The sequence below is a fragment of the Streptosporangium sp. H13245 genome (genome assembly GCF_055690525.1).
The window spans coordinates 23,642-48,298 of sequence record NZ_JBSZKT010000013.1 but is presented as its reverse complement, the minus strand read 5'-3'; the positions used below and the strand labels follow the sequence as shown (position 1 = coordinate 48,298).

The following is a 24,657-nucleotide window of genomic DNA, read 5'->3' as shown; positions in this document are numbered from 1 at the left end:
CATCGGCAAATCCCATCAAATCCAACCGCGCGGCTGAGCGTCGGCGAGTGAAGGAGCTCTCGGTGGATCATTCCGACCACACCCTGCTCCAGGCAGGCAGCCAGACCGCCATCTCCGACCGGATGCGCGAGCTCCTCGCCCGCGCGGCACAGGACCACGTCTACGAGCAGCGGACCCAGGGCGCCGTGCTCGACGAGATCCGGCAGCGCCTGGAGGGCATGGAGTGGCTGCTGCGCGAGGTCAGGGAGCGCGAGATCGGCGGGCTGAACGGCACGCTGGAGTCCGTCCACGGGCGGCTGGACGACATCGCCGCCCGCCCGCCCTCCTGGGCCGAGGGCCTGGCCCAGCACGTCGAGGCGGTACGCGACCACGTCGACTCCGTCGGCGAGCGGATCGACTCCCTCGGCCGCCGCGTCGACACCGTCCGCGACCGGGTCACCCCTCTCGGCGAGCTGCCGAGCCTCTGGACCGACCTCGGCACCGTGGGCGAGAGCGTGGACGAGGCGCTCACCCGCCTGCGGTCGATCTCGGACGGCACCCAGGGCCTCGACGAGCAGGTGCGGCAGCTGGCCGAGCACCTCGGCAGGCTCCAGGCCGACATGGGCATCGCGGCGCACCGGTTCGGCCGCCTGGACAGGGCCCTGGCCGACCTCTCCCAGCGCACCGGGCGCGTCGAGGCGGGGATGCTCGACCTCGCGGCGAGCGTCCAGCAGAGCGTCGGCACGGCCACCGACCGGATGCTCGCCGCCGTCGAGCAGGTCAACGGCAAGGTGGACCTGGTGAGCGGCAGGATCGAGCAGGTGGGCGCCAGGGTCGATTTGGTCGTGCCGAGGATCGACGAGCGCGCCGCCGCCGTGGAGAGCCGCATCGACAGCCGCATCGACCGGCTGGACGGCCATCGCATGGCGTCCGGCGGCCGTTTCGACACCCTCGACGAGCGCCTCGACGACATCGAGGGCCGCCTCACCGGCCGGATGGACGTCATCGACTCCCGGCTGTCCACGCTGGACGGGCACGCGGAGAAGTCCGCCGAGCGCCTGGAGAGCCTGGACGAGCGCATGGAGGCCCTGCCCGCCGTCCTCGGCGTCGGCGCGCTCATCGGCGTCCAGACCGACGAGCAGCGCGAGCGCTTCGACTCCCTGGACGAGCGCGTCATCAGGGCCGAGGCCGCGCTGGCCCCCCTCGCCGAGACGCTCCGCGCCCTGCCCGACCGCGACCAGCTCTCCGAGGCCCTGAGCGAGACCGTGGAGCCCGCGCACACCGACCTCACCCGCCGCCTGGGCGCCCTGGAGGAGACCATGCTGGCCCTGGCCGAGGCCCTGCTCCGCCCCACCCGGGGCGACAAGGACTGACCCGGCCTCGTACGGGGTCCGGAGCACGGACGCCGCCAGCCGACGCGCGGGCCCTCGCCCTGCGGGGAGCGGGGGCCGTGCGGGGGGACGGAGCGGGGACGTCGCCGTACGGGGAGGCGGGGGGCGTCAGCCGACGGGTGTGGCATCCGGGGCTTCGACGACCCGCGCCTCCCGGCACAGGTTGCCCCTGACCACGGAGAGCAGGGACGACAGCTCGTCGGTCTGCTCGGCCGTGAGCCCCCGGGTCATCCGGCGGTGCACCTCGGCGAGGACCCGGTCCACCTCGGGGCGGAGCGCGTGTCCCCTGGGCGTGATGTCGACGATGCTGATCCGCCGGTTGGCGGGGTCGGGCCTGCGGCTGACGAACCCGCTGCGCTCCAGGCGCTGCAGGGTCTTGGTCATGGTGGACACGTCGATGCCGACGATTCTCGCCAGGGCGTTCTGCGACTGGGGGCCGTTGTCCCACAGGGCGCCCATCACGCGCTCCTGGCCCGGGTAGAGGTCGATCTCGCCGAGGAGGGCGGCGAGCAGCACGCGGTGGCCGCGGGCCGCGTAGGCCATCAGGTAGTTGAGGTCGCTGTCGTACTCGCCGCAGTCCTTGACCATGAGGCACGCCTCGGCCGTCTCCCCGCCCGCGACGCCTTCCCGGGTCGTGTCGTGTCCTTCGTCGGTCAGCGGCTCCGCCATGGTCAGGTCCTTCCGTTCTCCCCCGAGACTACCGCTTGCATGTTGGCCGACCAAGTTGTAGAAATGCTTATTGGCTAGCCAAGTTGGTCAGCCAACAAAGGAGTCACCATGCCGTTCTCACCGTTCACGCTCGCCGGTCTCCAGTTGCCCAACCGCTTGGTGATGGCGCCCATGACACGCTCACGGTCCTATGTCGACGGGATCCCCTCGTCGCTGACCGCCCTCTACTACGCCCAGCGGGCCTCCGCGGGCCTGATCATCACCGAGGGGGTGCAACCCAGCCAGGCCGGACAGGGCTACATGAACACCCCCGGGCTGCACACCGACGAGCAGGTGGCCGGGTGGCGTGAGGTCACCGACTCCGTCCACGCGGCGGGCGGCAGGATCTTCGCCCAGATCATGCACTCCGGCCGGATCGGCCACCCCGACAACACCGGCGCGCTGCCCATCGGGCCGTCCGCCGTACGACCGGCGGGCCAGATCTTCACGCCCACCGGCCTGCAGGACTACCAGACCCCGCGCGAACTGACGACCGCCCAGGTGGAGTCGACCATCCAGGACTTCGCCGACGCCGCCGGGCGCGCCGTGGACGCGGGCTTCGACGGGATCGAGCTGCACGGCGCCAACGGCTACCTCATCCACCAGTTCCTGTCGCAGAACGCCAACCTGCGCGAGGACTACTTCGGCGGCTCGGTGGAGAACAGGATCCGCTTCGCCGTGGAGACCGCGCGGGCGGTCGCGGACCGGATCGGCACCGCCAAGGTCGGTATCCGGCTCTCGCCCGGCAACGGCGCGGGGGACCTGGTCGAGGAGGACAGGCACGAGGTCTACCCGGCGCTGGTCTCCGAGCTGGCCGGGCTCGACCTGGCCTACCTGCACCTGGTGTCGGGTCCCTCCGACGACCTCAACCTGGAGATCCGCAAGGCCTGGCCGAACACCCTCATCGTCAACGACCCCTCCGTCGGAGACCCGGCGACGAGGATCGCGCACTCGCTGGAGCGCGGCGCCGACCTGGTCTCGCTGGGCCAGTCGTTCCTGGCCAACCCCGACCTGCCGCTCCGCCTCCGCCTCGGCGCCGAGCTCAACCAGGCCGACTTCGGCTCGGCCTTCGGCGGCGACCACCACGGCTACACCGACTACCCGGTGCTGGCCCTGCACTCCGCATAAAAGCAGGCGGGGAGGAGCCCGCGCAGCCGCCGCCCGACGGGGGCGCGACGGCCGGCGGGCACCGGGCACCGGGCACGCGCGGGACGTCACCCTCTGACGAGGGCGGAAGCCCCCGTCAGACGTGGACGGTGGTGACGGGCATCGAGGAGTCGGCGGGGATGTCCATCAGCGACGGCGCGACACCGGCCGCCACCAGGTCAGAGCCCAGGGCCGCCACCATGGCGCCGTTGTCCGTGCACAGCCCGGGGCTGGGAACCCGCAGCCGGACCCCGGCCGCGTCACAGCGCTCCTGGGCCATCGCCCGCAGCCGGGAGTTGGCCGCCACCCCGCCGCCGATCAGCAGGTCCTGAACGTCGTACTTGGCACACGCGCGCAGCGCCTTGCGGGTCAGCACGTCGACGACGGCCTCCTGGAACGACGCCGCCACATCGGGCACGTGGACCCGCTCGCCCGCCCTCTCCCTGGCCTCCACCCACCGGGCCACGGCGGTCTTCAGGCCGGAGAAGGAGAAGTCGAGCGTCCCGTCGTCGTACTTGCCACGCGGGAACGCGATGGCCGCGCCGGAGCCGTCGCGGGCCACCCTGTCGATGTGCGGCCCGCCGGGGAACGGCAGGCCGAGCACCCTGGCCACCTTGTCGAACGCCTCGCCCGCGGCGTCGTCCACCGTGGACCCCAGCGAGATGACGTCCCTGGCGACGTCGGGCACCAGCAGCAGCGAGGAGTGCCCGCCCGAGACCAGCATGGCGACGCAGGGCTTGGGCAGGGCGCCGTGCTCCAGCTGGTCCACCGCGACGTGGGCGGCCAGGTGGTTGACGCCGTACAGCGGCACGCCCAGGCCCAGCGAGTACGCCTTGGCGGCGGCGACGCCGACGAGCAGCGCGCCGGACAGGCCGGGCCCGGCGGTGACCGCGATCGCGTCGACGTCGGCGAGGCGCAGGCCCGCCCGTTCCAGGGCCCGCTCCACGGTCGGGGTCATCGCCTCCAGGTGCGCCCTGGAGGCGACCTCGGGCACCACCCCGCCGAAGCGGGCGTGCTGCTCGACGCTGGAGGCGATGGCGTTGGCCAGCATCGTGTGCCCCCTGACGATGCCGATGCCCGTCTCGTCGCAGGAGGTCTCGATGCCCAGGACCACCGGTTCGTCACGCATGGAGATCCTTCCTCATCATGATCGCGTCAGTGCCGTCCTCGTAGTAGCGGCGGCGCAGGCCGATCCGCTCGAACCCGAACCTGTCGTAGACGGCCTGCGCGCCCGGGTTGTCGGCGCGCACCTCCAGGAAGACCGACACGGCGCCCCTGCGGGCGGCCTCGGTCAGCAGCTCGGTCAGCATGGCGCCGCCGACGCCGGTCCCGCGCCACTCGGCCAGCACGGCGATGGTCTGCACGTCGGCCTGGTCCCCCGCCGCGGCGAGGCCCGCGTAGCCGACGATCACGTCGTCGACCAGGGCCACCACGTAGTGCCTGGTCCTCGGCTGGTCGTCGAGCTCGCCGCGGAGCATGCCCTCGCTCCAGGCGTCGGCGGGAAAGGTCTTCCGCTCGACCTCCATGACCGCGGGCAGGTCGCCCGCGGTCATCTGGCGCAGCACGGCGGTCATGTGGAGACCTTCTTGGGCGCCGAGGGCTCCTTGGCGTCGGGGCGGCGCAGGTAGATCGGGCGGGGCGGGCCGAGCACGGGGTGGGCGCCGCTCTCCACGGCCTCTCGGGCGCCCGGCTCGCCGAGAAGCCCGGCGGCGAGCGCCGCCATCGCGCCCGCGTGGGGATACTCCGGCACGTCCAGGAGCCGGGAGGCGCCGACGACCTCGGCGTACATCCGCGCGCCCGCACCGGCCAGCGGCAGCTCCCCGGGCAGATCCTGGGGCCGGTCCACCGCGGGGCCCGACACCCGGGTGCGCGCGTCCCGGTAGTGGCCCCAGAACACCTCCTTGCGCCGGGCGTCGGTGGCCACCAGGAACGGCTCGGCCAGCCCGCTGCCGTACGCGAGCGCGTCGAGGGTGCACACGCCGTACGCCGGGACGCCCAGCGACGTCGCGAGGGCCTGGGCGGTCACCAGGCCGACCCGGAGCCCGGTGTAGGGGCCGGGGCCCGATCCCGCGACGACGGCGGTGACGTCGCGGAGCGAGGCTCCTGCCTCGCTCAGGACCGTCTCGATCGTGGGCACGAGCAGCTCGCCGTGACGGCGCGCGTCGATCGTCGTCGACTCGGCGAGGACCCTCTCACCGTCGTGCAAAGCTGCGGTGACGGCGGGGGTGGCGGTGTCAAAGGCCAGGACCAGCACGAACAGTTAGCCTATCCCGTCCCGCGAGGGCTCAGGGGCACTCCCCCCACACGGCCCCCGGACAAAAGGCCGTATCCAGGGCGGGACGATCCGGGACGAGCACACGTTCCAGGACCGGGGCACGGCTCAGGACAGGCGCGGTCCGGAGCGAGAGTCGGCTCAGGACGAGCACGATCCGGGGCACGGCTCAGGACTGGGGCTCGGGGCGAGCATGATCCAGGACCGGGCGGCTCGGGGCTGAGCGTCAGGGCGGGCCGGGCTCAGGTCTTGACCAGGGTGGCGTAGACGATGAGGTTGTCGCGGTACTCGTGGCTGTCCCAGTCGAAGGCCCCGCCGCAGGTGATCAGCCGGAGGCCGTCCTCAAGATAGACCTTGTCGGCGGGGAACCGGTTCTTGCTGATCTGCTCGACCGTGTCCACCCGGTACTGGGCCACCTTGCCGTCGCTGCGTACGACCTTGATGACCTGTCCCTCCCGCATCTCCTTGAGCTTGTAGAAGACCGCGGGCGCGGTCTTGGTGTCCACGTGCCCGAGGATCACCGCGGACCCCTCGTCGCCGGGGACCGCGCTGTCCTTGACCCAGCCCGCGGTGTCCGGCTTCTCGTACGGCGGCAGGTCGACCCGGCCGTCCGTCACGCCGAGCTTCATCAGGGGCGCCTTGATCCCCAGGGACGGGATGTCGATGCGGCTGGGCACGATCGAGGCGCGGGCGGGCGCCTTCTCCTTCTCCTTGACGTCGCCGCCCCTGTTGCCGAACGCGACCATGACGGCACCGGTGATGACTCCGGCCAGGACGATCCTGGACCAGCGGGTGGAATCGGCCATCGGGGACTACGAACGGCGGCGACGCACGACCGCGATGCCGATGCCACCGGCCAGGGCGAGGGCGAGCAGGACACCCGTCATGCCGATCGGGCCGCCCGAGTCGCCGGGCCCTCCGGCGGCGGTGCCGCCGCCGCCCGTACCCGGCGCCTCGGTGCTGATGACCGTCCTGGTCGGCCTGGAGGTGGGAGTGGAGCTCGGCTCGGTGTCGGCCACGATCCTGAGGTTGGCCTTGCCGGTGTCGTTGGTCCCCTCACACCTGGCGTTGACCTCGTGGACCCCGGTGGCGGCGCCCGAGGCGATGGTCGCCTGGCCGCGGACCCACGGGCGCGGCGTCGGGGTCGCGGTCGAGGCGGGGTCGGGCGTGGGCGTCGCGAGGATCGGGTCGAGGGTCACCGGGGTGCGGAAGATCCGGGAGGACGCGGTACCGCGATGCTCGGGACCGCCCTGCGGGATCGGGCAGTTGGCCAGGATCCACACCTTCTGCCCGGCCCTGGCGCGGGCCGGTTGGAGCTGGACCTCGATGTCCTGCCGGCTGATGCCGGAATCGGGCGGAGTTGGGGTGGGAGTGCCCGTCGGGTTGCCGGCTTCGGCACCGGCCGAACACCCGACCAGCCCGAAAAGGACGATGGCTCCCAGAACCGCGACACGCTTGACGCTTGGCACCGTCGAACTCCACTTCGCCCTCCGGCCGACGACCCTCGCCCGGCACGATTTCCCACCTGTTCCCCATTAAACATGGGCAAACCCGCCAGAGTCGATCATCACGCCTGACGATCTAGACCAATGGGGCGTAGTGCCAGCGTGCCAGGATTTCCCTGACTTCGTCGGCTTATCCGATGACTCAGATGACGGCGTGCCACCGCGGGCCGACTCCCCGGAGGGTCACGGTCCGCTCCTCGCCCGGCTCGCCGGGCGCTCCCCGGCCGATGAGGATCTCCAGCCGGTCGTCGGCGAGCCCCTCCACCAGGCCCTCGCCCCACTCCACGATCGTCACCGACTCCTCCAGCGAGGCGTCCAGGTCCAGGTCGTCGACCTCCAGATCGCCCCCGAGGCGGTAGGCGTCGACGTGGACCAGCGCCGGGCCTCCCGAGAGCGAGGGGTGCACCCGGGCGATGACGAAGGTCGGCGAGGTGATCGGGCCGCGCACCTTGAGCCCCTCGGCGATCCCCTGCACCAGGGTCGTCTTGCCCGCGCCGAGCGGGCCCGACAGCACCGCCAGGTCTCCCGGGCGCAACAGCGCCGCCAGTTCCTCGCCCAGCTCCCGCATCTCCTCGGCGGTCGCCACGATTCTCACCGCTTCGTCACTCCTGTTCCGTACTTCTTTCCGTACTTCCCGGACCGTGGGCTCACCGGTCGTCGGCCGCGTCCACCCGCTTGAGCAGGTCGTGCAGGGCGTCGTTGACCACGGTAGGCCGCTCCAGCTGGACCAGATGCGAACTTTCCTGAACCTCGGTGAACCGGGCGGTGGGCAGCGCCGCCGCCATCGCCCTGCTGTGCTCGACGGGGGTCAGCCAGTCCTTGTCGCCGACCATGATGGAGGTCGGGACCTCGTCCAGCACGCGCAGCGCGCTCAGCTTGTCGTGCGACATCAGCGCCGGATAGAACTCGGCGATCACCTCGAAGGGGGTGGAGCGGATCATCGACTCGGCGAAGTCGACGACCGTGGGGCTGACGTTCCTGGAATCGCCGAAACCCAGGTGGCGCAGGGCCAGGAAAGCCACGTCGTTGCCGACCTGGCGGCTCTTGTCGACCAGCGAGCCGCCGCGCCTCAGGATCGACACCGTGCCCGGCGTGACCTTGTGCACCGCCTTCGACAGCAGCGCGGGCAGGCCCAGGGAGATCTCGCCGAGCTTGCCGGTGGAGGTGGAGATCAGCGCGACACCCCTGATCTTGTCGCCGAACAGCTCCGGGTGCCGGTCGGCCAGAGCCATGATCGTCATACCGCCCATGGAGTGGCCGACGAGCACGCACGGGCCGGGCACCAGCGCCTCGATGATCTCGGCCAGGTCGTCGCCGAGCCGGTCGATCGAGCAGTCCTTCATCGGGATGCGCGGCGAGCGCCCGTGGGAGCGCTGGTCCCACAGGACCAGGCGGTGCGTGCCGCCCAGGTCGCGCCGCTGGTAGTGCCAGGAGTCGAGGTTGAGTGTGTAGCCGTGGCAGAACACCACGGTCAGCGGGGCGTCCTCGTCGCCGTCGACCTCGGCGTACAGGGGAACACCGTCGGAGGTGGTGACCGTGGTGGGACGGCCGCGCAGCTCTCCGAGCGGCTCGCTCGCCTCCAGGTCGGGGCGGAGCCTGATGCGTCCGACGGCGTACCGCTTGGCGAGGGCCCCGGCGGCCACCCCGGCCGACGCGACACCGACGATCGCGCCCGCGATACCGACCCTGCGCCGGCTGGTACTACTCATGCGACCCCCTGAGCTGCCTTTCACCGGTAAACGCGCGGGACCCGCGAACCGATCCTGGTCACGATCTCATGCGTGATCGTGCCGAGGGAATCCGCCCACTCCTGGGCGGTGGGCTCACCCCGCGAGCCGTCACCGAACAGGATCACCTCGTCACCCTCCGCCAGCGGGTCGTCCCCCACGTCGATCATGAACTGGTCCATGCAGACCCTGCCCGCGATCCGCCGCCTGCGGCCACCGGCCAGAACCTCCGCCAGGTTGGTGGCGTGCCGCAGGACCCCGTCCGCATACCCGAGGGGGACGAGGCCAAGCGTCGTCTCCCGGTCCGTGACGTACAGGTGCCCGTAGGACACGCCGGAGCCGGAGGGCACCCTCTTGACCAGCGCGATCCGCGCGGTGAGCGTCATCGCGGGGCGCAGCCCGAAGCCCCCGAGCCGGGGCACGGGGCTCAGCCCGAAGGTCGCGATGCCCGGACGGACCAGGTCGTAGCGCGCCCTGGGCAGCGTCAGGATGGCCGCCGAGTTGGCGATGTGCCTGATGACGTGGGAGCCCCCCGCGCCCGCCTTCTCCGCGACGAGCAGCGCCTCGTCGAAGGCGGCCAGCTGGGCCGCGACGGACGGGTCTCCCGGGATGTCGGCGCAGGCGAAGTGGGACCAGAGCCCGACGATCTCGATCGTGCCCTCGGCCCGGTGCCGCAGCGCCCGCTCGACCAGGGCGGACCAGTCCGCCGCCGACGCGCCGCCGCGCGACATGCCGGTGTCGGCCTTCAGGTGCACCCTGGCGGTCCCGCCGATCCCGGCCGCGGCGCCCGCGATCGCGTCGACCCCGGCGACGGAGCCCGCCGACAGCTCGACGTCACGCGCGACGGCCTGCTCCAGCGGCTCACCCGGCGGGATGATCCACGCCAGGATCGGCGCGGTGATCCCGGCCTCCCGCAGCTCCAGGGCCTCGCGGACGTAGGCGGTGCCCAGCCGCCTCGCCCCGGCCTCCAGGCAGGCGCGCGCGACGGGGACCACCCCGTGCCCGTAGGCGTCGGCCTTGACCGCGACCATCATCTCGGCGCCGGGAGCATGGCTCGCCAGCAGCGTCAGGTTCTCGCGGATCGCCGAGAGGTCCACCCGTGCCTCGGCGGGAGTCATCGGGAAACTCATGACCCCAGTTTGGCAGGTGAGCGGCCGTGCCCGGGTCCGTTGAGCAGGGAGCGCACCGCCTCGGGCAGGGCCTCGGCGACGTCCAGGGCGGTGAGAGGGCCCCTCTGACCGGCGATCCCGTGCAGGTGGGCGGCGCAGGAGGCCGCGTCGTACCCGCTCAGTCCCGCGGCCAGCAGCGCGCCCGCCAGGCCCGCCAGCACGTCGCCGGTACCGCCGGTCGCGAGCCAGGGGCTGCCGGTGAGGTTGATCCTGACCGGCCGCCCCTCCTCGGCGACCAGCGTGGTCGAGCCCTTGAGCAGCACGGTCACGCCCAGCTCCGCCGCCGCCCGCCGCGCGTTCTCCAGGCGCCGCCCCTCGATCCGCTCCCTCGGCACGCCGATCAGGCGGGAGAGCTCGCCCGCGTGCGGGGTGATCAGGACCGGCGCGGCACGCCGGAGCAGGGCCCTGTCCTGGGCCACCAGGGTGAGCGCGTCGGCGTCGACGAGCACGGGGACCTCGCTCGACAGCACCGAGCGGACGACGGCGCGCGACTCGTCGCCGGTGCCGAGGCCGGGGCCGAGCACCCACGCCTGGACGCGGCCCACCCTCTCTACCCCCTCGCCGGGGGCGAGCGTGGTGATCACGGCCTCGGGCCAGCGGGCCCGCACCCGGGCCACCGGCTCCGCGACCCCCGCGTAGCGGACCATGCCCACCCCGGCCCGCAGGGCCCCGCCCACGGCCAGCACCGCGGCACCGGTGTAGAGCTCACCGCCTGCCGCGATGCCGACGACGCCCCGGCGGTACTTGTCGGACGAGGCGCCGGGCCTGGGCAGCGTCGCGGCCACGTCGGCGTCCGTCGGCGCGGCCGCGTCGGGGTCGGGCAGGTGGGGGCCGAGGCCGATGTCGACGAGTTCCGTACGGCCCGCGTGCCCGGAGCCGGGATCGACGAGCAGCCCGGTCTTCCAGGCCCCGAACGTGACGGTGGCGTCCGCGGCGACCGCCGTCCCCTCCACCCGGCCGCTGCTCGCGTCCACGCCGCTCGGCACGTCCACCGCGACGACCTCTCCCGGCGCGTCGTTCGCGAGCCCGGCGAGGGTCGCGTACGGCTCCCTGAGCGCCCCGGTCCCGCCGATCCCGAGCATCCCGTCCACGATCAGCTCCGCGGTGCCGAGCAGGCCGCGAACGCGGGCGCCCACCGGGTCCGCCGGTTCCCCCGTGTCTCCTGTGTCTCCTGCGCTCGTTTCGGGGGCGGCGCGCAGGTCGGTCACCCGGCCGCCCGCGCGGCGCAGGGCCTCCAGGCCCGCCGCGTGGACGCGCGTCCCGGCGAGGAGCGCGTCGACCCTGGCCCCCCTGGCCGCGAGGCGGGCCCCGGCGTAGAGGGCGTCGCCGCCGTTGTCACCGCCGCCGACGAGCAGCACCACGCGGGAGCCGTACACGGCGCCGAGCATCCTGGCGCAGACCACCGCGAGCCCGGTGGCCGCCCGCTCCATCAGGGCGCCCTCGGGCAGCGTCGCCATCAGCGCCGCCTCGGCCGCCCTGATCTGGTCGGAGGTGTACGCGGTCCGCATTCCACCGAATCTATCCCTCGGCGATCACGTAGGCGATGGCGACGCCCCCGTCGTGGGTCAGGGATACGTGCCACCGGGCCACGCCCAGGGCCTCGGCGACGTCCGCCACCCGCCCGGTCACCCGCAGCTCGGGCCGCCCGTGCGCCCCGCTGAGCACCTCGGCGTCCAGGTGCCGCAGCCCGGGAGGGGCGCCCAGAGCCTTGGCGACGGCCTCCTTGGCCGCGAACCTGGCGGCGAGGGACTCGGTGGCCAGAGCGCTCTCCCCCTCGGTGAACAGGCGCCCCCGCAGCGCGGGCGTCCGCGCCAGCGTCGCCTCGAACCTGGCCACGTCCACGACGTCGACACCGATACCAACGATCACCCTCCCAGGCTAGTGGCGTCCCGCCACCGGCCCGGAGGTCAGAAGCCGCCGCGCTGCCAGGGGCCCCAGACGGCGAAGCTCGTCCCCTTGGACGACTGGACGTTGACGTAGAGGGTGTGGCCGCCGGGGCCGAAGGTCGAGCCGGCGAACTCGGCGCCGGAGTCGCCGTCGACGGGGACCAGGCGGGAGAAGTCGAAGATCTCGCCCTTGCGGGTGAGGCCGCGCAGGTAGTTGTCGCCCGAGCCGTCCTCGCAGAGGACCAGGGTGCCTTTGGGGCTGGCGGTGACGTTGTCGGGCAGGTCGAGGGTGACCGAGCCCGGCGACTCGTAGACGAGCCTGAGCCGCCCGCTCCACGTCTCGTACGCCCACACCTGGCCGCGTCCCTTGCCGAAGCCGCTGGGCGGGGTGTCGCCGGACGCGGTCGCGCCGCCCTGGGTGGAGACGAAGTAGATCGTGCCGTGGTGGTTGACCGCCCCCTCCAGCCGGGAGAAGAGCGCCGCCCCCTTGGACCTGCCCTGATTGCCGACGGCCTGGACGGCGACGTCGTTGGCGGGGGTGCCGATGAACGCGGGGTCGGGGTCGTCGATGTCCACCCAGGTCGTCGCGTACGAGGCCCCCTTGAGCTGGCCGAGCGAGAGGTCCTTGCCCGGGGCGCCCCGTACGGCCAGCATCTGGAGCCTGCCGCCGTCGAGGATGCGGCCCGCCGTGAGCGGGTTCTTCGGGGGCAGGTAGCGGTAGAAGCCGGAGGCGAAGCCGAAGTTGTCCTCGGTGAGGTAGATCGCGCCGGTGAACCCGTCGAACGCGGCCGACTCGTGGGCGAACCGCCCGGCGCTCCTGATCGGTCCCTTCGCCCTGCCGTCGAGCGGGACCTCGAAGATGTAGCCGTGCTTCTGCGTGAGCCTGCCGTTGTCCTGGCCGCTGAAGTCGTTGCCCACGTCCGGCCCGTTGACGGTCTCCTCGCAGCTCACCCAGGCGCCCCAGGGCATCGGGCCGCCGGAGCAGTTCATCTGGGTGCCGGTCAGGCTGGGGGCGGAGGTGAGCACCTTGCCGTAGCGGGTGACCCGCAGCGTCGAGGTGCCGCCGCCGGCCGCCGGGTCGTAGGCCCTGGCGAAGTCGCCGAACGCGCCGACCGGGCCGTTGACCTCGTGGTTGCGGACGAGGATCGCGCTGCCGGAGGGCCCGCGGAACGCGGCCATGCCGTCGTGCCGGGAGGGGACGAGGGATCCGTCGCCGTATTTGTCACCGGCCGCGCTGAAGGACCTGTAGTGGAAGCCGTCGGGCAGGTGGAGCCGTACCACGCCGTCCCGTTCGTCCTTGACCGGCTTCAGCGGCCCGTATCCGGCTCCCGGGAGGATTTGCCCGTTCGCCCCCGCCCGCGCGACACCCGCGAACGGCCCGGCCACCCCCAGTGCGGCCAGCGCACCGCCTCGGGCGAGGAAACGACGACGATCCATCTTGCGGCTCCCTTGGGTCCGGTGGATTCACGCCACGTTAATGTGCCCTAGTAAACCGTTATATGGCATATATCGACAATTAATCTGACAAGAAGGCGGTCAGGCCCCATACCCACTTATGGCTGTGGGTAATCCATAGACTTTATCCACAGGCTGTGGACGACACGTGGGGAGCACTTACTCCACCGTGACCGACTTGGCGAGGTTGCGGGGCTGGTCGACGTCGTGCCCCTTGGCCGTGGCCAGCTCGCAGGCGAAGACCTGGAGCGGCACCGTGGCGACCAGCGGCTGGAGCAGGGTCGGCACGGCCGGGATGTGGATCAGCGTGTCGGCGTACCGCCCGACCACGGTGTCCCCCTCCTCGGCGATGACGAGGGTCCTCGCGCCCCTGGCCCGGATCTCCTGGATATTGGACACGATCTTGTCATGGATCACCCGCTGGCCGGACGGCGAGGGGACGACGACCACCACGGGGAGCCCCCGGTCGATCAGCGCGATCGGGCCGTGCTTCAGCTCCCCCGCCGCGAAGCCCTCGGCGTGCATGTACGCCAGCTCCTTGAGCTTCAGCGCCCCCTCCAGCGCGACGGGAAAGCCCACGTGCCGCCCCAGGAAGAGCACGCACCGCTCGTCGGCCAGCGACCTGGCCAGCGCGCGGACCGGCTCGACGGTGACCAGGACCTCGCTCACCTTGGACGGCATCTCCGCGAGCCGGTCGACGATCTGGGTGATCTCGTCGCCGAACTTCGTCCCCCTGACCTGGGCGATGTAGAGCGCCACCAGGTAGCACGCCACCAGCTGGGTGAGGAACGCCTTGGTGGAGGCGACCGCGACCTCCGGGCCCGCGTGCGTGTAGAGGACGGCGTCGGACTCGCGGGAGATCGTGGAGCCGTTCACGTTGCACACCGCCAGCACCCGCGACCGCTGCCCGCGCGCGTGCCGTACCGCCATGAGGGTGTCCATGGTCTCCCCCGACTGGCTGATCACGATCACCAGCGTGTCGCGGGTGAGGATCGGGTCGCGGTAGCGGAACTCACTGGCCACCTCGACCTCGCAGGGCAGCTGGGCCCAGTGCTCGATGGCGTACTTCGCGATGAGCCCGGCGTGGTACGAGGTCCCGCAGGCGACCAGGATGACCTTGTTGATGTCCCGCAGCTCCTGGTCGGACAGCCGCATCTCGTCCAGCACCAGCCGCCCGTCCTGGCCGACCCTGCCGAGCAGCGTGTCGGCGACGGCCCGGGGCTGCTCGGCGATCTCCTTGAGCATGAAGTGGTCGTAGCCGTCCTTCTCGGCGGCGGAGGCGTCCCAGTCGACGTGGTAGTCACGCGTCTCGGCCGGGAGCCCCTGGAAGTCGACGACCGTGATCTTCGAGGGACGCAGCTCGACCACCTGGTCCTGGCCCAGCTCCACCGCCTCGCGCGTGTACGCGATGAACGCCGCCACGTCCGAGCCGAGGAAGTTCTCCCCGTCGCCCCTGCCGACCACCAGCGGCGAGTTGCGCCGCGCCCCCACCACCACGTCGGGCTCGTCGGCCGAGACCGCGAGCAGGGTGAACGCCCCCTCCAGCCGCAGGCAGACCCGGCGCATCGCCTCCATGAGACCTCCGGCGGCGAACTGCTCCAGCAGGTGCGCCACCACCTCCGTGTCGGTCTCGGAGACGAGCCGGTGCCCCGCGTTCTCCAGCTCGGCCCTGAGCGCGGCGAAGTTCTCGATGATCCCGTTGTGGATGACCGCGATCCGCCCTTCACAGTCGGTGTGCGGGTGGGCGTTGCGGTCGGTGGGGGCCCCGTGGGTGGCCCACCGGGTGTGCCCGATCCCCGTCGTCGCCGGAGGCGTGGGCCGCGAGGCCAGCACCGCGCGCAGGTTGGCCAGCTTCCCCGCCCGCTTCTCCACGTCCAGGCCGTCCGCCCCGATCAGGGCGATCCCCGCCGAGTCGTACCCCCGGTACTCCAGCCGGCCCAGCCCCTCGACCGCGACCTCGATCGCCGGACGCTGCCCCGTATATCCCACTATTCCGCACATTGTCATACCCCCTCCCTGAGAGATCGTCCGCAGCGTCTATGGAGAACCCCCTGGACAGACCAAGAATCCCGCCCGGTACCCACCGGGAGCCCGTTCCCGGTGGATCAGTAGGCTCTCTGAGCATGGCCAACGGTTTGGACACCGCGACACCGTACGTGCAGCTCAGCCGGGCTCAGTGGAGCGAACTCCGCAAGAACACGCCTCTCACGCTCACCGAGGACGAGCTGGAGGAGCTGCGCGGCGTCGACGACCCGATCGACCTGGCCGAGGTCACCGACATCTACCTGCCGCTCACCCGGCTGCTCAACCTGCACTTCACCGGGGCCAGGCAGCGCAGCGCGGCGCTCAACACCTTCCTCGGCGGCGGGAAGCGGGAGGCCCCGTACGTCCTGGGCATCGCCGGAAGCGTCGCGGTCGGCAAGTCGACCACGGCCAGGCTGCTGCACACCCTGCTGGCCCGCTGGCCGGAGCACCCCCGGGTGGACCTGATCACCACCGACAGCTTCCTGTTCCCGAACGAGGTCCTCACCGCCAGGGACATCATGCACAGGAAGGGCTTCCCCGAGAGCTACGACCGCCGGGCCCTGGTCAGGTTCGTCGCCGACGTCAAGGCGGGCCTGCCGGAGGTGACGGCCCCGGTCTACAGCCACCTGGAGTACGACATCGTGCCCGGCGCGACCCAGACCGTACGCCGCCCCGACATCCTCATCGTCGAGGGCCTCAACGTCCTCCAGCCCGCCCCGCCCGCCGCCCTCGCGATCAACGACTACTTCGACTTCTCCATCTACGTGGACGCCAAGGTCGAGCACATCCGCGACTGGTACGTGGACCGCTTCCACAAGCTCCGCCGCACGGCCTTCGAGGACCCGAAGTCCTACTTCAGATACCTCGCCGACCTGTCGGAGGAGGAGGCGACCGACTTCGCGAGAAACGTCTGGCGCGACATCAACGAGCTCAACCTCGTCGAGAACATCGCCCCCACCAGGGGCCGGGCGGACCTGGTCCTGCACAAGGGCGCCAACCACTCCATCCAGCGCGTCCGCCTCCGCCGGATCTGACCTCCTCCTTCACTTCCCGTCTCTCATGCGATGCGGTCCTGGCCGACCAGCAGCTGGGTCTTCGCCAGCTCGCGATAGAGCCGGTCGCCGCTGACGAGATCGGCGTGGGTGCCGGCCGCGCGCACCCGGCCGTGTTCCAGCACGATGATCTGGTCGGCGTCGGTGACCGTCGACAGGCGGTGGGCGATCAGGACGACCGTGCATCTCCTCGCCGCGCGGCTGATGGTCCTCCTCATGGCCTGCTCGTTGCGCGCGTCGAGCTGGGCCGTCACCTCGTCCAGCAGCAGGACCCTCGGGCGGCGCAGCAGCGCGCGGGCGATGGCCAGCCTCTGCCGTTCTCCTCCGGAGAGGGAGAGACCCCGTGCTCCCACGGGTGTCTCCACGCCGTCGTCGAGACCGGCGACGAACTCGCTCAGGCAGACCTCGGCGAGCACCTCGGCGATGTCGTCGGCGGTCGCGTCCGGTGCCGCGTAGAGAAGGTTCTCGCGAATGGTCCCGCTGAGCACCGGCGCGTCCTGCTCCACGTAGGCGATCCATTGGCGGACCTCCGCGCGGGGGAGCGTGGCGATGTCCTCCCCGTCGACGCGGATCACGCCGTGCTGCGGTTCGTAGAAACGCTGGATCAGGGACAGCAGGGTGGTCTTACCCGCCCCGGACAGGCCGACCAGCGCGGCCTGGGACCCCTTCTCGACGACGAAGGACACCCCGGCGAGGGCGGGAGACCTGTCGGGATAGGCGAAGTGGACGTCGCACAGCTCGATCGACGGAGGCCCGTCCGATGGCCTTTCGGCCGGTACGGGCACGTCGACGTCCTCCTCGATCGGTATCTCCCGGATCTCCTCAAGCCGGGTGGCGGCCCCCAGCCCCTGCTGCAGGGCGGTGGCTCCGCCGATCAGGGAGCTGATCGGTGTCGACAGGTAGAACAGGTAGAGCAGGAACGCGATCAGGGCGGAGGCGCTCAGCCTTCCCGAGGCCACGAGGGCCCCGCCCAGCCCCAGCACGACCAGGAAGGCGAACTGCACCGCCGCCCCGGAGGCCATGTTGACCACCGCGGTGTACCGGGCACCGAGCAGACCCGCCTGATAGGCCTTCTCGATCGCGTCGTTGGACAGTTGCGTCTCCCGGGCCTCGGCCCCGTTGGCCTTGACCGTCCGGGCGGCGTTGAGGGTCCGGTCCAGTGCCGCGCCGATGTCGCCGACGGCGGACTGGGCGCGGGTGACCGCCAGGCGGATCCTCGGAAGCACCACGGTGAGGACGGCCAGGACCACCAGCAGGACGGCGACGGTGGTGGCGAGCAGACCCGCGTGGAGCGTGGACATCAGGACGATCGCGCCGACGAAGGTGATCGCGCCGTTGACGATCATGATGACACCGTCGGTGGCGGCACTCTGGATCAGCACGCTGTCCGAGGTGACCCGGGAGGTGAGATCACCCACGGGACGGCGGTCGAATTCGCTGATTCGCATTCTTATCAGGCGGTGGACGGCCTCTCGGCGAACCTGGCGCACTATGCGTTCCGAAGTGCGCTGCTGCAGCCAGGAATTGAGTCCGGTGAGCACCGTCGCGACAACGAGGACCATGGCGAGTCTTATCGTGTTCGCGACGACATCGCCTCCGGAGCCGATCGAGTCCATGACACCCTGCGCGGCGAGCGGTAACACCAGTCCCGCGCCGCTGGCGAGCAGGCTGATGACCAGACTTATTGTCAGCACGCCGCGGTGTGGACGGATGTAGCGGGCCAGTGTCCCGAATGATCGGCCGGGTTTTCTTACTGCGGAATCGGCGGCGGCGCTGACGGCCACGACTGGCCCCCTGTCTCAGTGGGTCGTTTTCCGAACGACGGAGGGGTGCGGACGGTGACGTCACGCACCCCTCGTCGGCAGAGGCTTCACAGCCCACGGACGCTAGGCGTTCGTGTTCGTGTTCGTGCAGGTACGGCAGGTGTAGATGACGAAACTGGCCAGCGGGTTGGTCAGGCAGGTATACCAGCAGCAAACGGCCAGAGGCATCCCGTCCGACTCCGTCTGAGGCAGCTCCTGGAGAGCGGCGACGTCAAGGTTCACGATGTTTCACCTCCTCTCAGTTCGGCTTTTCCTGTTGTCGTGCTCACGTTGTCTTGGTGTTCCGGCTGCACAGGATCGTGCACGTGTCGCAGGTGACTATCGACCAGAGCGCACAGCATCCCAGCGACGCACCGAGACGCTCGGTCTCCGGGAGCTCCTGCAGAGCGCCAATCTCAATTTCCAATTACTTTCCTCCTCCCGATGGATTCTCATGACCGCCTGGACGCCGGTGTCAACGAGTCACCGAGCATCCGAAACAGGTCGCCCAGCTGGCGCAGATATCGATCCAGGGAGTGGTGCAACAGCCCGCGTACTGCCTCGCCTGCAACGGAATGGGATCCGTTGGCGACAGCTCCTGGAGCGCGTTCACGTCAACTGACAATGGAATTTCACCTCCTTTCGACGGGAGTAAGTAAAAGGAACTGGGAGATCAGCTCCCGAATCGGCTTTCCGTCGATGTCGAAGAGCGGGTTGTGTCCCTCACCGGGGATCTCCCAGTAGGCGAAATCGACGCCGTCGCGCCTGCCGGCCTCAGCCAGGCGGGCGCACAGCGCACGGGACTGGGTGACCGGGACCACGGGATCCTGGTCGCCGTGAACGATGAGCAGTCTTGAGGTGATCCGCGGGGCCAGCCGGAACAGGTCGCGTGGCCCGATGGCGTCGTCGATCTCCGTGAGCCCGTCCAGGCGGTCGAGCAGCAGGCGAACGTTCGGCCCCGCCTCCCGATAGAGCCTCGGACCCGACATGAAGGGCGCGACCACCACGCACGCGCTCCACAGCTCCGGCTGGACACTGGCGGCCAGCAGCGCGAGGTACGCCCCGTAGCTGATTCCGTACAGGGAGAGCCTGCTGTCGGGCAGGCGCCGTTGCGCCGTGACGGTCTCGGCGAGATGGCGGACGTCCTCCAGGTCGGGCCCTCCCCAGGCGCCGCGGATGGCCTCCTGATGGGCCGGGCCGTACTGGGTGCTCCCCCGCTGGTTCGGGGCGATGACGGTGACCCCGGCCAGGGCCAGACCGGCGAACAGCGCGTCGAACCGGGGGCTCCAGTGGTGCTCCGGCCCGCCGTGCAGGGCGATGAGCACGTGACGGGCGTCCCGCCAGTCCTTCTCCCCGTAGACGATGGCCTCGATCGGCCCGCCGGGCCCCGGAAACCGCTCGATCCGGGCGTTGGGCGGGCTGGGCGGGCCGGGCGCCTCCGGGGATTCCCGGAGCGGGACGTCGATGATGTCGGCGGGCCGGTCCGGGGTGGAGTAGGCCATCCGCAGGCCGTCCCCGGTGAAACGCACCGGTCCGCAGAGGCCGCCGAGGGGCACCGGCACCTCGGTGGTCTCACCGGAGCCGAGGTCGTAGAGCACCGGGCTCTGCCGGACGCCGTGGCTCACCTGGAGGAGGAGGTGGCGCCCGCCGTCGTCGAAGATGAGCGGGTAGATCGACCCGTCGATGCCGTTCAGGCCGTGCGGGACCGTGCGTTCCCCGGTGGCGAGCCGGTTGACGACGAGCCGGAAGTCCCCGGTCGCGTCGCTCGCCGTCAGCACCAGGTCGTCGCCGGGACAGGTCAGCTGGAGAATCTCGTTGCCGGTCCGTACCGAACCGAGAAGGGGTGCCGACTCCCCGCCGGGCACACCGATGGCCAGGGGGCGGACGCCCCCGTCGGCGTGCCGCCGGTTCACCGCGTACCGGCGACCGGCGGGGTCCAGCCACCCGCCGCCGATCAGCTGGAGACCGGGAACGTCGCAGACCTTCTCCAGGCGTACCGTGCCGGCGTCGACGCGCCACACGGACCCGCCGGAATCCCCGGTACGAGCGGTGATCAGGGCGAGGGCCTCCGTCCCCGGGCACGGCCGGATCCGGAGTTTGTCGCATCGGATGCTTCCCAGGGGAAGCTCGCGGCCCCCGTCAGCGAGCACGAAGGTGTGGACGGGTCCGGCCTCCGAGTACGCCGAGTAGCAGAACACGACTCGCCCGTCATCCAGGGGCAGGACGTAGGAGGGGACCCCCAGGTCCTCCCGCGTCGGCACGTGGTGCGACCGGGTGGGCTCGTCACCGAACGACCACTGCTGGATCTGGACCTGAAGCCGCTCGTCCGCGGCGAGACACGCCGCCCTGGTTCCGTCCCAGGAGAACTCGAAGTTGATCCGCTGCACCGTGGGCACCTGGAGGGTCTGGAGGGTGGTGGAGGTCATCGGGGGGAGTCTTCCGCCGCCACCCCGGCCGGGCGCTCCGGTGCCGTGAGACCGTCCGCCGTCCACAGCCTGCCGCCGCCGTACCGCAGTCTCAGCAGGAAGCTGAGGACTCCGGCGAGGCCGGAGTTGTAGCCCATCTCGATGGTGCTCATCGAGTCGGCGGGGACCACCATGCGCCCGTCCCGGATCGTGTTGCGCGCGAAGATGCACATGGCGAGTTCCTCGGCCCACTCCCGGTAGCGCTCCTCACCGAGCGCGTCCGCCAGGTCCAGGAGGAACTCCCCTCCGCTGGAGGCGCCGTGACAGGCGGCGGGTGAGTAGAGCCACTTCTCGGTCCGTACGGCGACGGCCGCGGCCTCGGCGAGTTCGCGGAACTCGTCCTCACCCGTGGCCTGCCACAGTCTGATGAGGAAGGTGCCGATCCCCGCGGAACCGCTGCACCACCACGTCAGCCCGATGTCCTCGGCGCCCTCCTCACCGGTGGGCCACCGCGCGGCCTCGCCCTGCCGGATGGCCGCCCGGACCAGGGTCCTGCCCCCCGCCCGCGCGAGTTCCACGTACTCGTCCCGGCCGAGTATCCGGCCCGCGGCCAGCAGGAACATGCTCACCCCGGCGACGCCGTGGGCGTACCCGTAGTGGCTGATCCCGGCCATCTCCGAGCGGAACTCCTCCGACACCGACCACCGCACCTCCGAGCTCCCCAGCTGCGCGGACGCGATCAGTCCCTGCGCGCAGCGGTGCGCGCGATCCGCGAAGTCCTGGTCGCCGGTCGCGGTGAGGAAGTACAGCATCGCCATCCCGGCACCGGCCGTGCCGTGGGTCAGGTCCGAGTTGGGCCAGCGGAGCGGGATGAGCCGCGCGTACTCCGCCGCCCAGTCGGCCAGTTCCCGGTCCCCCAGCGTCGTCGCCGCCTCGTGGAGCGCCCACGCGGTCCCGGAGCGGCCGAAGTACAGGCCGGGCAGGACCCTCGGCTCCTCCGGCAGGCGGCGGTTCAACCACTTCGCGGCCGTGGCCAGGCTCTCCTTGAGGAAGGGGTCGTCCATGGTGCGCGCGGCACGGTTGAGAACCGAGAGGACCCCTCCGGCTCCGCACTGCACGTTGCACGGGTCGGAGGTCATGCCCTCCGCGACGATCGGCGGCCACAGATGCTCCTCGTCGGGAGTCATGGTGGCGGCCGTGTGCGCGAGTCCGTCGCGCAGCAGCCTGCTCTGGCCCTCCTCGGGAAGACGCCCCTCCTCCCGGCTGACGGCGAAGGACGTGCTCGTGGACGTGCCTGTCAGGAACTCACCCGCCCGCGCCAGGCTCCAGCGCTGCGAGGGGTCGTCCGCCGTCAGCCCCAGGATCAGGGGGGCGAGCCTGCGGGTGGCCTCTCCGGTCGCCGCCGCCGCCCGGACGAAGGTGGTGAGCCGCTCGCCGTACGTACGGCCGGGCTCTCCGTCGTCGGGGAGGACCGGGTCGATGTTGGCGGTGAGATAGAGCAGTGTGGCGCCGAGACTGTAGAGGTCGGCGGCCTGCTCGGGCGCCGGGCCGTAGCGCTCGGCCGCGAGCTGCTCCGGGGCCGTGTATCCGAAGGTGGCGATGTTCCTGACGTGCTCACCGGGACGCGCCAGGAACTCCAGGTCGATCAGGTGCGGGATGTCGTCCGCGACGACGACGTTTCCGGGATTGAAGTCCCGCATCACGAAGCCTTTTCCGTGGATGACGTCGATCAGGTCCACCAGGGTCATCGCCATCGGCTCGGCGTCCTGCAACGAGATCGAGCGGGTGGGCTCTTTCTTCACCCGCTCCTCGCACCAATGGCGCAGCGAATTCCCCTTGATCTCCTCTTCCGCGAGGAAGAGATCGCCCTGGTACTCGAAAAGGTCGACCAGTCGTGGAGTGATTCCCATGGGTTCGAACAGCGCGAGCATTTCCGCCTCATGGCGCATCCAGTCGCGGGCGTCCTTTCCGGTCAGATCTGCCCCCACGTGCGGACGCGCCTGCTTGATGACGACCTTCTCGCCGGTCTTCTGGTCGAAAGCGCGGTACACGCCGCCGCGGAAAGAGTGCCGGATCGCCTCCTCCACCACGAACCGGTCGGCGAGAAGCACTTTCTTTCCCCGCTCTGAGTCCGGTTTCGCGGAAGGGGTGTCGGGCAGCGGGGGCGGCGCCCACGGTGGCGTGCTGAACCAGGCCTGACGTTTGTCCCTGAGGAATGACCCGTCCGGTTCCACCAGGACGTACTCATAACTGCCCTCGGAGTTCAGCACCTGCCGCGGGGAGAAACCGCCGTACCGGTAGTGGACCAGGCTGCCCGGGGAGTAGACGCGGTCGGAGAGGATGCCAGGACCGTTCTGACCTCGGGTGACCCGGTCGAGCTCCTTGATCACCTCGCGAAACTGGTCGTCATTGTCGGGATACACGGTGATGAACTTTCCACCCGAACCGCGGTCACATCGCGACGAGACGAGTTCCTCGATCTCCTTGTATCCTCTTGCGAACTTGAACGCACACCTCTTGCCGATCAGCACTTTCGCCGACGCCGCAAGAACGGCCGGAGCGGACAGCGGGGTCGCCGAGACGTGAATCTTCCAGCCCTGGTCGCGGCGAAGATGACCGGCCGGGGTCACGTAACACCAGAAACCTTCGCTCTTGATTCCCCATCTCTCGTTCTCGCCGAATTCATTGAGAGCGTTCTCCAGCAGAGATCTCAGGTCAGCGCCCGCGCCGCTCTCCCCCTCAGAGTGAAGGTGTGCCGACTGATCCGCCGCATGTGGTGATGAGGTCGCCGACATGGCTTTCTCCAATTGGTTGGCGAGGAACGAGGAATCGCGTGACCGCCGCGCTCCCGCATCCTTTCTGGCTCTACAGTGAAACTGTCCCTCTCGGGCGTAGACGGTTACCGGAATTCTCTGTAGATTCGCCGTTCAACGCTTTTTGTGACCAAGTGGACGCGATCGGTCATCGACCCGGCTCCGGCTCTCCCGGCCTTCACGCGGCCGGCCTTCATGCGACCGGCTCGCAGGTGAGGCGGACACCGCGGAGCCGGTTCCCACACGCCGACGGCAACGCGCCCGCCCGACAGGACCCGGACCGGGCAACCCCGAGGGTTGCCTCACCCTCCACGATGGGTTATCGTTTTTCAATAACATCGATATTCGATAAGGAGGTTGGTATGGAATCACCCACGTCCACCCCCGGCTCAGGGTCGGCACCGCTCCGGACACGCCGAAACTCCTGGCTGAAGTGGCTGTACGGGGCACTTCTCCTGGCGCTTCTCTCCGTCACCCTGCTATCGATGCGACAACTGGCCGGCAGCGTCATGCTGGCGTTCGGTCACGGGGAGCCGATTCCCATCTCGATCCCGGCCAGCGGTGTCCGTCTCGACACTCCACTGCCACCGGGCGTCGAGCTCGTCGGCGATCATTTACAGGCCACGGTCCGCGTGGCGGGCGGAGGCCTCACCACGGCGCTCTACCATCTCCTCACCTGGCTTCCGCTGGCCGTGGTGAACGTTCTGTCCTTCTGGTGGATGGTGCGGCTTCTCTACGGCGGGCTCAAGAGCGATCGCTCCTTGTTCTCCGCTCAGACAACCCGTAACCTCCGCCTGATCGGCGTGACCCAGCTCATCGGCACGACAGTGATCTCGCTCACCGCGAGCATGGTCCAGAGCACACTCTCAATCCATGTGCTCGGCACCGGCGCCTACTATGGCGGCCTGTCTCCATACACTTTCACCGGTGGTGCTCTCATCGGTCTATCCGCACTAGCCGTATCCGAGATCATTCGGAAGGGGCGATATATGCTTGAGGATCTCGAAGGAACTGTCTGATGAAGGATGAGGTCCCGGATCACGGAATTGAGGTCGCGCTCAGCGAGATACTCGCCGAGCGCGGCATCACCCTCACGGATCTGTCCATCCGGGTGGGAATAACATTGGCGAATCTGTCGATTCTCAAGAACGGACACGCGAAGGCGATCCGCTTCAGCACACTCTCCCGGATATGCGAGGAACTCGGCTGCCAGCCCGGCGAGCTGCTGAGATACAGGCCTTCACATCCCGGCGACGCGGCCTACGGGTCCGTCGTGGATGACACGTCCTGATCCCGGAGTCCATGACCGGGCGCACGGCCGG

The 24,657-nt window shown here is 70.4% G+C and carries 22 protein-coding genes; 5 read left to right on the top strand and 17 right to left on the bottom strand.

The annotated features are described in order from the left end of the window. The first annotated feature begins 62 nt into the window (after positions 1-62). On the top strand, positions 63-1,352 hold the full coding sequence (locus ACW9TB_RS20785; protein WP_472749685.1) for a coiled-coil domain-containing protein: 1,290 nt from the start codon (positions 63-65) through the stop codon (positions 1,350-1,352). Between the two features lie 126 nt (positions 1,353-1,478). Here the strand turns inward: ACW9TB_RS20785 and ACW9TB_RS20780 are convergent, their stop codons facing one another. Next, a complete protein-coding gene (locus tag ACW9TB_RS20780) occupies positions 1,479-2,039 on the bottom strand; it encodes a MarR family winged helix-turn-helix transcriptional regulator (protein ID WP_472749684.1) in 561 nt (186 codons plus the stop codon). Positions 2,040-2,147: 108 nt separating this feature from the next. Between ACW9TB_RS20780 and ACW9TB_RS20775 the strand changes: the two genes are divergently transcribed. Next, positions 2,148-3,206, top strand: a complete 1,059-nt coding sequence (locus ACW9TB_RS20775) for an alkene reductase (protein WP_472749683.1) — start codon at positions 2,148-2,150, stop codon at positions 3,204-3,206. Between the two features lie 115 nt (positions 3,207-3,321). On the opposite strand, the gene tsaD is transcribed toward ACW9TB_RS20775, so the two are convergent. The 12 genes from tsaD to glmS form a co-directional block, all read right to left on the bottom strand. Then, the gene (tsaD, locus tag ACW9TB_RS20770; protein WP_472749682.1) at positions 3,322-4,353 is read right to left on the bottom strand and encodes a tRNA (adenosine(37)-N6)-threonylcarbamoyltransferase complex transferase subunit TsaD; all 1,032 of its coding nucleotides are present in this window, start codon (positions 4,351-4,353) and stop codon (positions 3,322-3,324) included. Next, the gene (gene rimI, locus ACW9TB_RS20765) at positions 4,346-4,798 is read right to left on the bottom strand and encodes a ribosomal protein S18-alanine N-acetyltransferase (protein ID WP_472749681.1); all 453 of its coding nucleotides are present in this window, start codon (positions 4,796-4,798) and stop codon (positions 4,346-4,348) included. Before rimI ends, tsaD begins: the two co-directional genes overlap by 8 nt. Next, positions 4,795-5,478 (bottom strand): tRNA (adenosine(37)-N6)-threonylcarbamoyltransferase complex dimerization subunit type 1 TsaB, encoded by a 684-nt coding sequence (tsaB, locus tag ACW9TB_RS20760; protein ID WP_472749680.1) that lies wholly within the window; start codon positions 5,476-5,478, stop codon positions 4,795-4,797. The genes rimI and tsaB overlap by 4 nt, the downstream gene beginning before the upstream one ends. Positions 5,479-5,738: 260 nt before the next feature. Then, positions 5,739-6,302: a class F sortase gene (locus ACW9TB_RS20755; RefSeq protein WP_472749679.1), complete on the bottom strand. Its 564-nt coding sequence runs from the start codon at positions 6,300-6,302 to the stop codon at positions 5,739-5,741. A 6-nt stretch (positions 6,303-6,308) separates the two neighbouring features. Next, complete coding sequence (locus ACW9TB_RS20750; protein ID WP_472749678.1) at positions 6,309-6,965, bottom strand: hypothetical protein; 657 nt, start codon at positions 6,963-6,965, stop codon at positions 6,309-6,311. Positions 6,966-7,143: 178 nt separating this feature from the next. Next, positions 7,144-7,596, bottom strand: a complete 453-nt coding sequence (gene tsaE, locus ACW9TB_RS20745; protein ID WP_472749677.1) for a tRNA (adenosine(37)-N6)-threonylcarbamoyltransferase complex ATPase subunit type 1 TsaE — start codon at positions 7,594-7,596, stop codon at positions 7,144-7,146. 52 nt (positions 7,597-7,648) lie between these two features. Continuing rightward, positions 7,649-8,710: an alpha/beta fold hydrolase gene (locus ACW9TB_RS20740; RefSeq protein ID WP_472749676.1), complete on the bottom strand. Its 1,062-nt coding sequence runs from the start codon at positions 8,708-8,710 to the stop codon at positions 7,649-7,651. A 20-nt stretch (positions 8,711-8,730) separates the two neighbouring features. Continuing rightward, on the bottom strand, positions 8,731-9,858 hold the full coding sequence (gene alr / locus ACW9TB_RS20735) for an alanine racemase (RefSeq protein WP_472749675.1): 1,128 nt from the start codon (positions 9,856-9,858) through the stop codon (positions 8,731-8,733). After that, complete coding sequence (locus ACW9TB_RS20730) at positions 9,855-11,405, bottom strand: NAD(P)H-hydrate dehydratase (RefSeq protein WP_472749674.1); 1,551 nt, start codon at positions 11,403-11,405, stop codon at positions 9,855-9,857. The genes alr and ACW9TB_RS20730 overlap by 4 nt, the downstream gene beginning before the upstream one ends. Positions 11,406-11,415: 10 nt before the next feature. Further along, positions 11,416-11,766, bottom strand: a complete 351-nt coding sequence (locus ACW9TB_RS20725; RefSeq protein WP_472749673.1) for a holo-ACP synthase — start codon at positions 11,764-11,766, stop codon at positions 11,416-11,418. A 38-nt stretch (positions 11,767-11,804) separates the two neighbouring features. Beyond that, positions 11,805-13,220 (bottom strand): PhoX family protein, encoded by a 1,416-nt coding sequence (locus ACW9TB_RS20720; protein WP_472749672.1) that lies wholly within the window; start codon positions 13,218-13,220, stop codon positions 11,805-11,807. A gap of 177 nt (positions 13,221-13,397) precedes the next feature. Further along, the gene (gene glmS, locus ACW9TB_RS20715; protein WP_472749671.1) at positions 13,398-15,245 is read right to left on the bottom strand and encodes a glutamine--fructose-6-phosphate transaminase (isomerizing); all 1,848 of its coding nucleotides are present in this window, start codon (positions 15,243-15,245) and stop codon (positions 13,398-13,400) included. A gap of 116 nt (positions 15,246-15,361) precedes the next feature. On the opposite strand from glmS, the gene coaA reads away from it, so the two are divergent. Further along, positions 15,362-16,297, top strand: coding sequence for a type I pantothenate kinase (coaA, locus tag ACW9TB_RS20710; protein ID WP_472749670.1), 936 nt, complete (start codon positions 15,362-15,364; stop codon positions 16,295-16,297). Positions 16,298-16,320: 23 nt separating this feature from the next. On the opposite strand, the gene ACW9TB_RS20705 is transcribed toward coaA, so the two are convergent. The 4 genes from ACW9TB_RS20705 to lanL form a co-directional block, all read right to left on the bottom strand. Beyond that, complete coding sequence (locus tag ACW9TB_RS20705) at positions 16,321-18,009, bottom strand: ABC transporter ATP-binding protein (protein ID WP_472749669.1); 1,689 nt, start codon at positions 18,007-18,009, stop codon at positions 16,321-16,323. Positions 18,010-18,201: 192 nt separating this feature from the next. Then, the gene (locus tag ACW9TB_RS20700) at positions 18,202-18,360 is read right to left on the bottom strand and encodes an ALQxL family class IV lanthipeptide (RefSeq protein WP_472749668.1); all 159 of its coding nucleotides are present in this window, start codon (positions 18,358-18,360) and stop codon (positions 18,202-18,204) included. A 389-nt stretch (positions 18,361-18,749) separates the two neighbouring features. After that, complete coding sequence (locus ACW9TB_RS20695; RefSeq protein WP_472749667.1) at positions 18,750-20,543, bottom strand: alpha/beta hydrolase family protein; 1,794 nt, start codon at positions 20,541-20,543, stop codon at positions 18,750-18,752. Beyond that, positions 20,540-23,317, bottom strand: coding sequence for a class IV lanthionine synthetase LanL (lanL, locus tag ACW9TB_RS20690; RefSeq protein ID WP_472749666.1), 2,778 nt, complete (start codon positions 23,315-23,317; stop codon positions 20,540-20,542). Before lanL ends, ACW9TB_RS20695 begins: the two co-directional genes overlap by 4 nt. Positions 23,318-23,820: 503 nt before the next feature. Here lanL and ACW9TB_RS20685 point away from each other — a divergent pair. Continuing rightward, positions 23,821-24,354 carry a hypothetical protein gene (locus ACW9TB_RS20685; RefSeq protein ID WP_472749665.1) on the top strand — a complete coding sequence of 178 codons (534 nt, stop codon included), beginning with the start codon at positions 23,821-23,823 and terminating at the stop codon, positions 24,352-24,354. Further along, complete coding sequence (locus ACW9TB_RS20680; RefSeq protein WP_472749664.1) at positions 24,354-24,626, top strand: helix-turn-helix domain-containing protein; 273 nt, start codon at positions 24,354-24,356, stop codon at positions 24,624-24,626. The genes ACW9TB_RS20685 and ACW9TB_RS20680 overlap by 1 nt, the downstream gene beginning before the upstream one ends. The last annotated feature ends 31 nt before the right edge of the window (positions 24,627-24,657 follow it).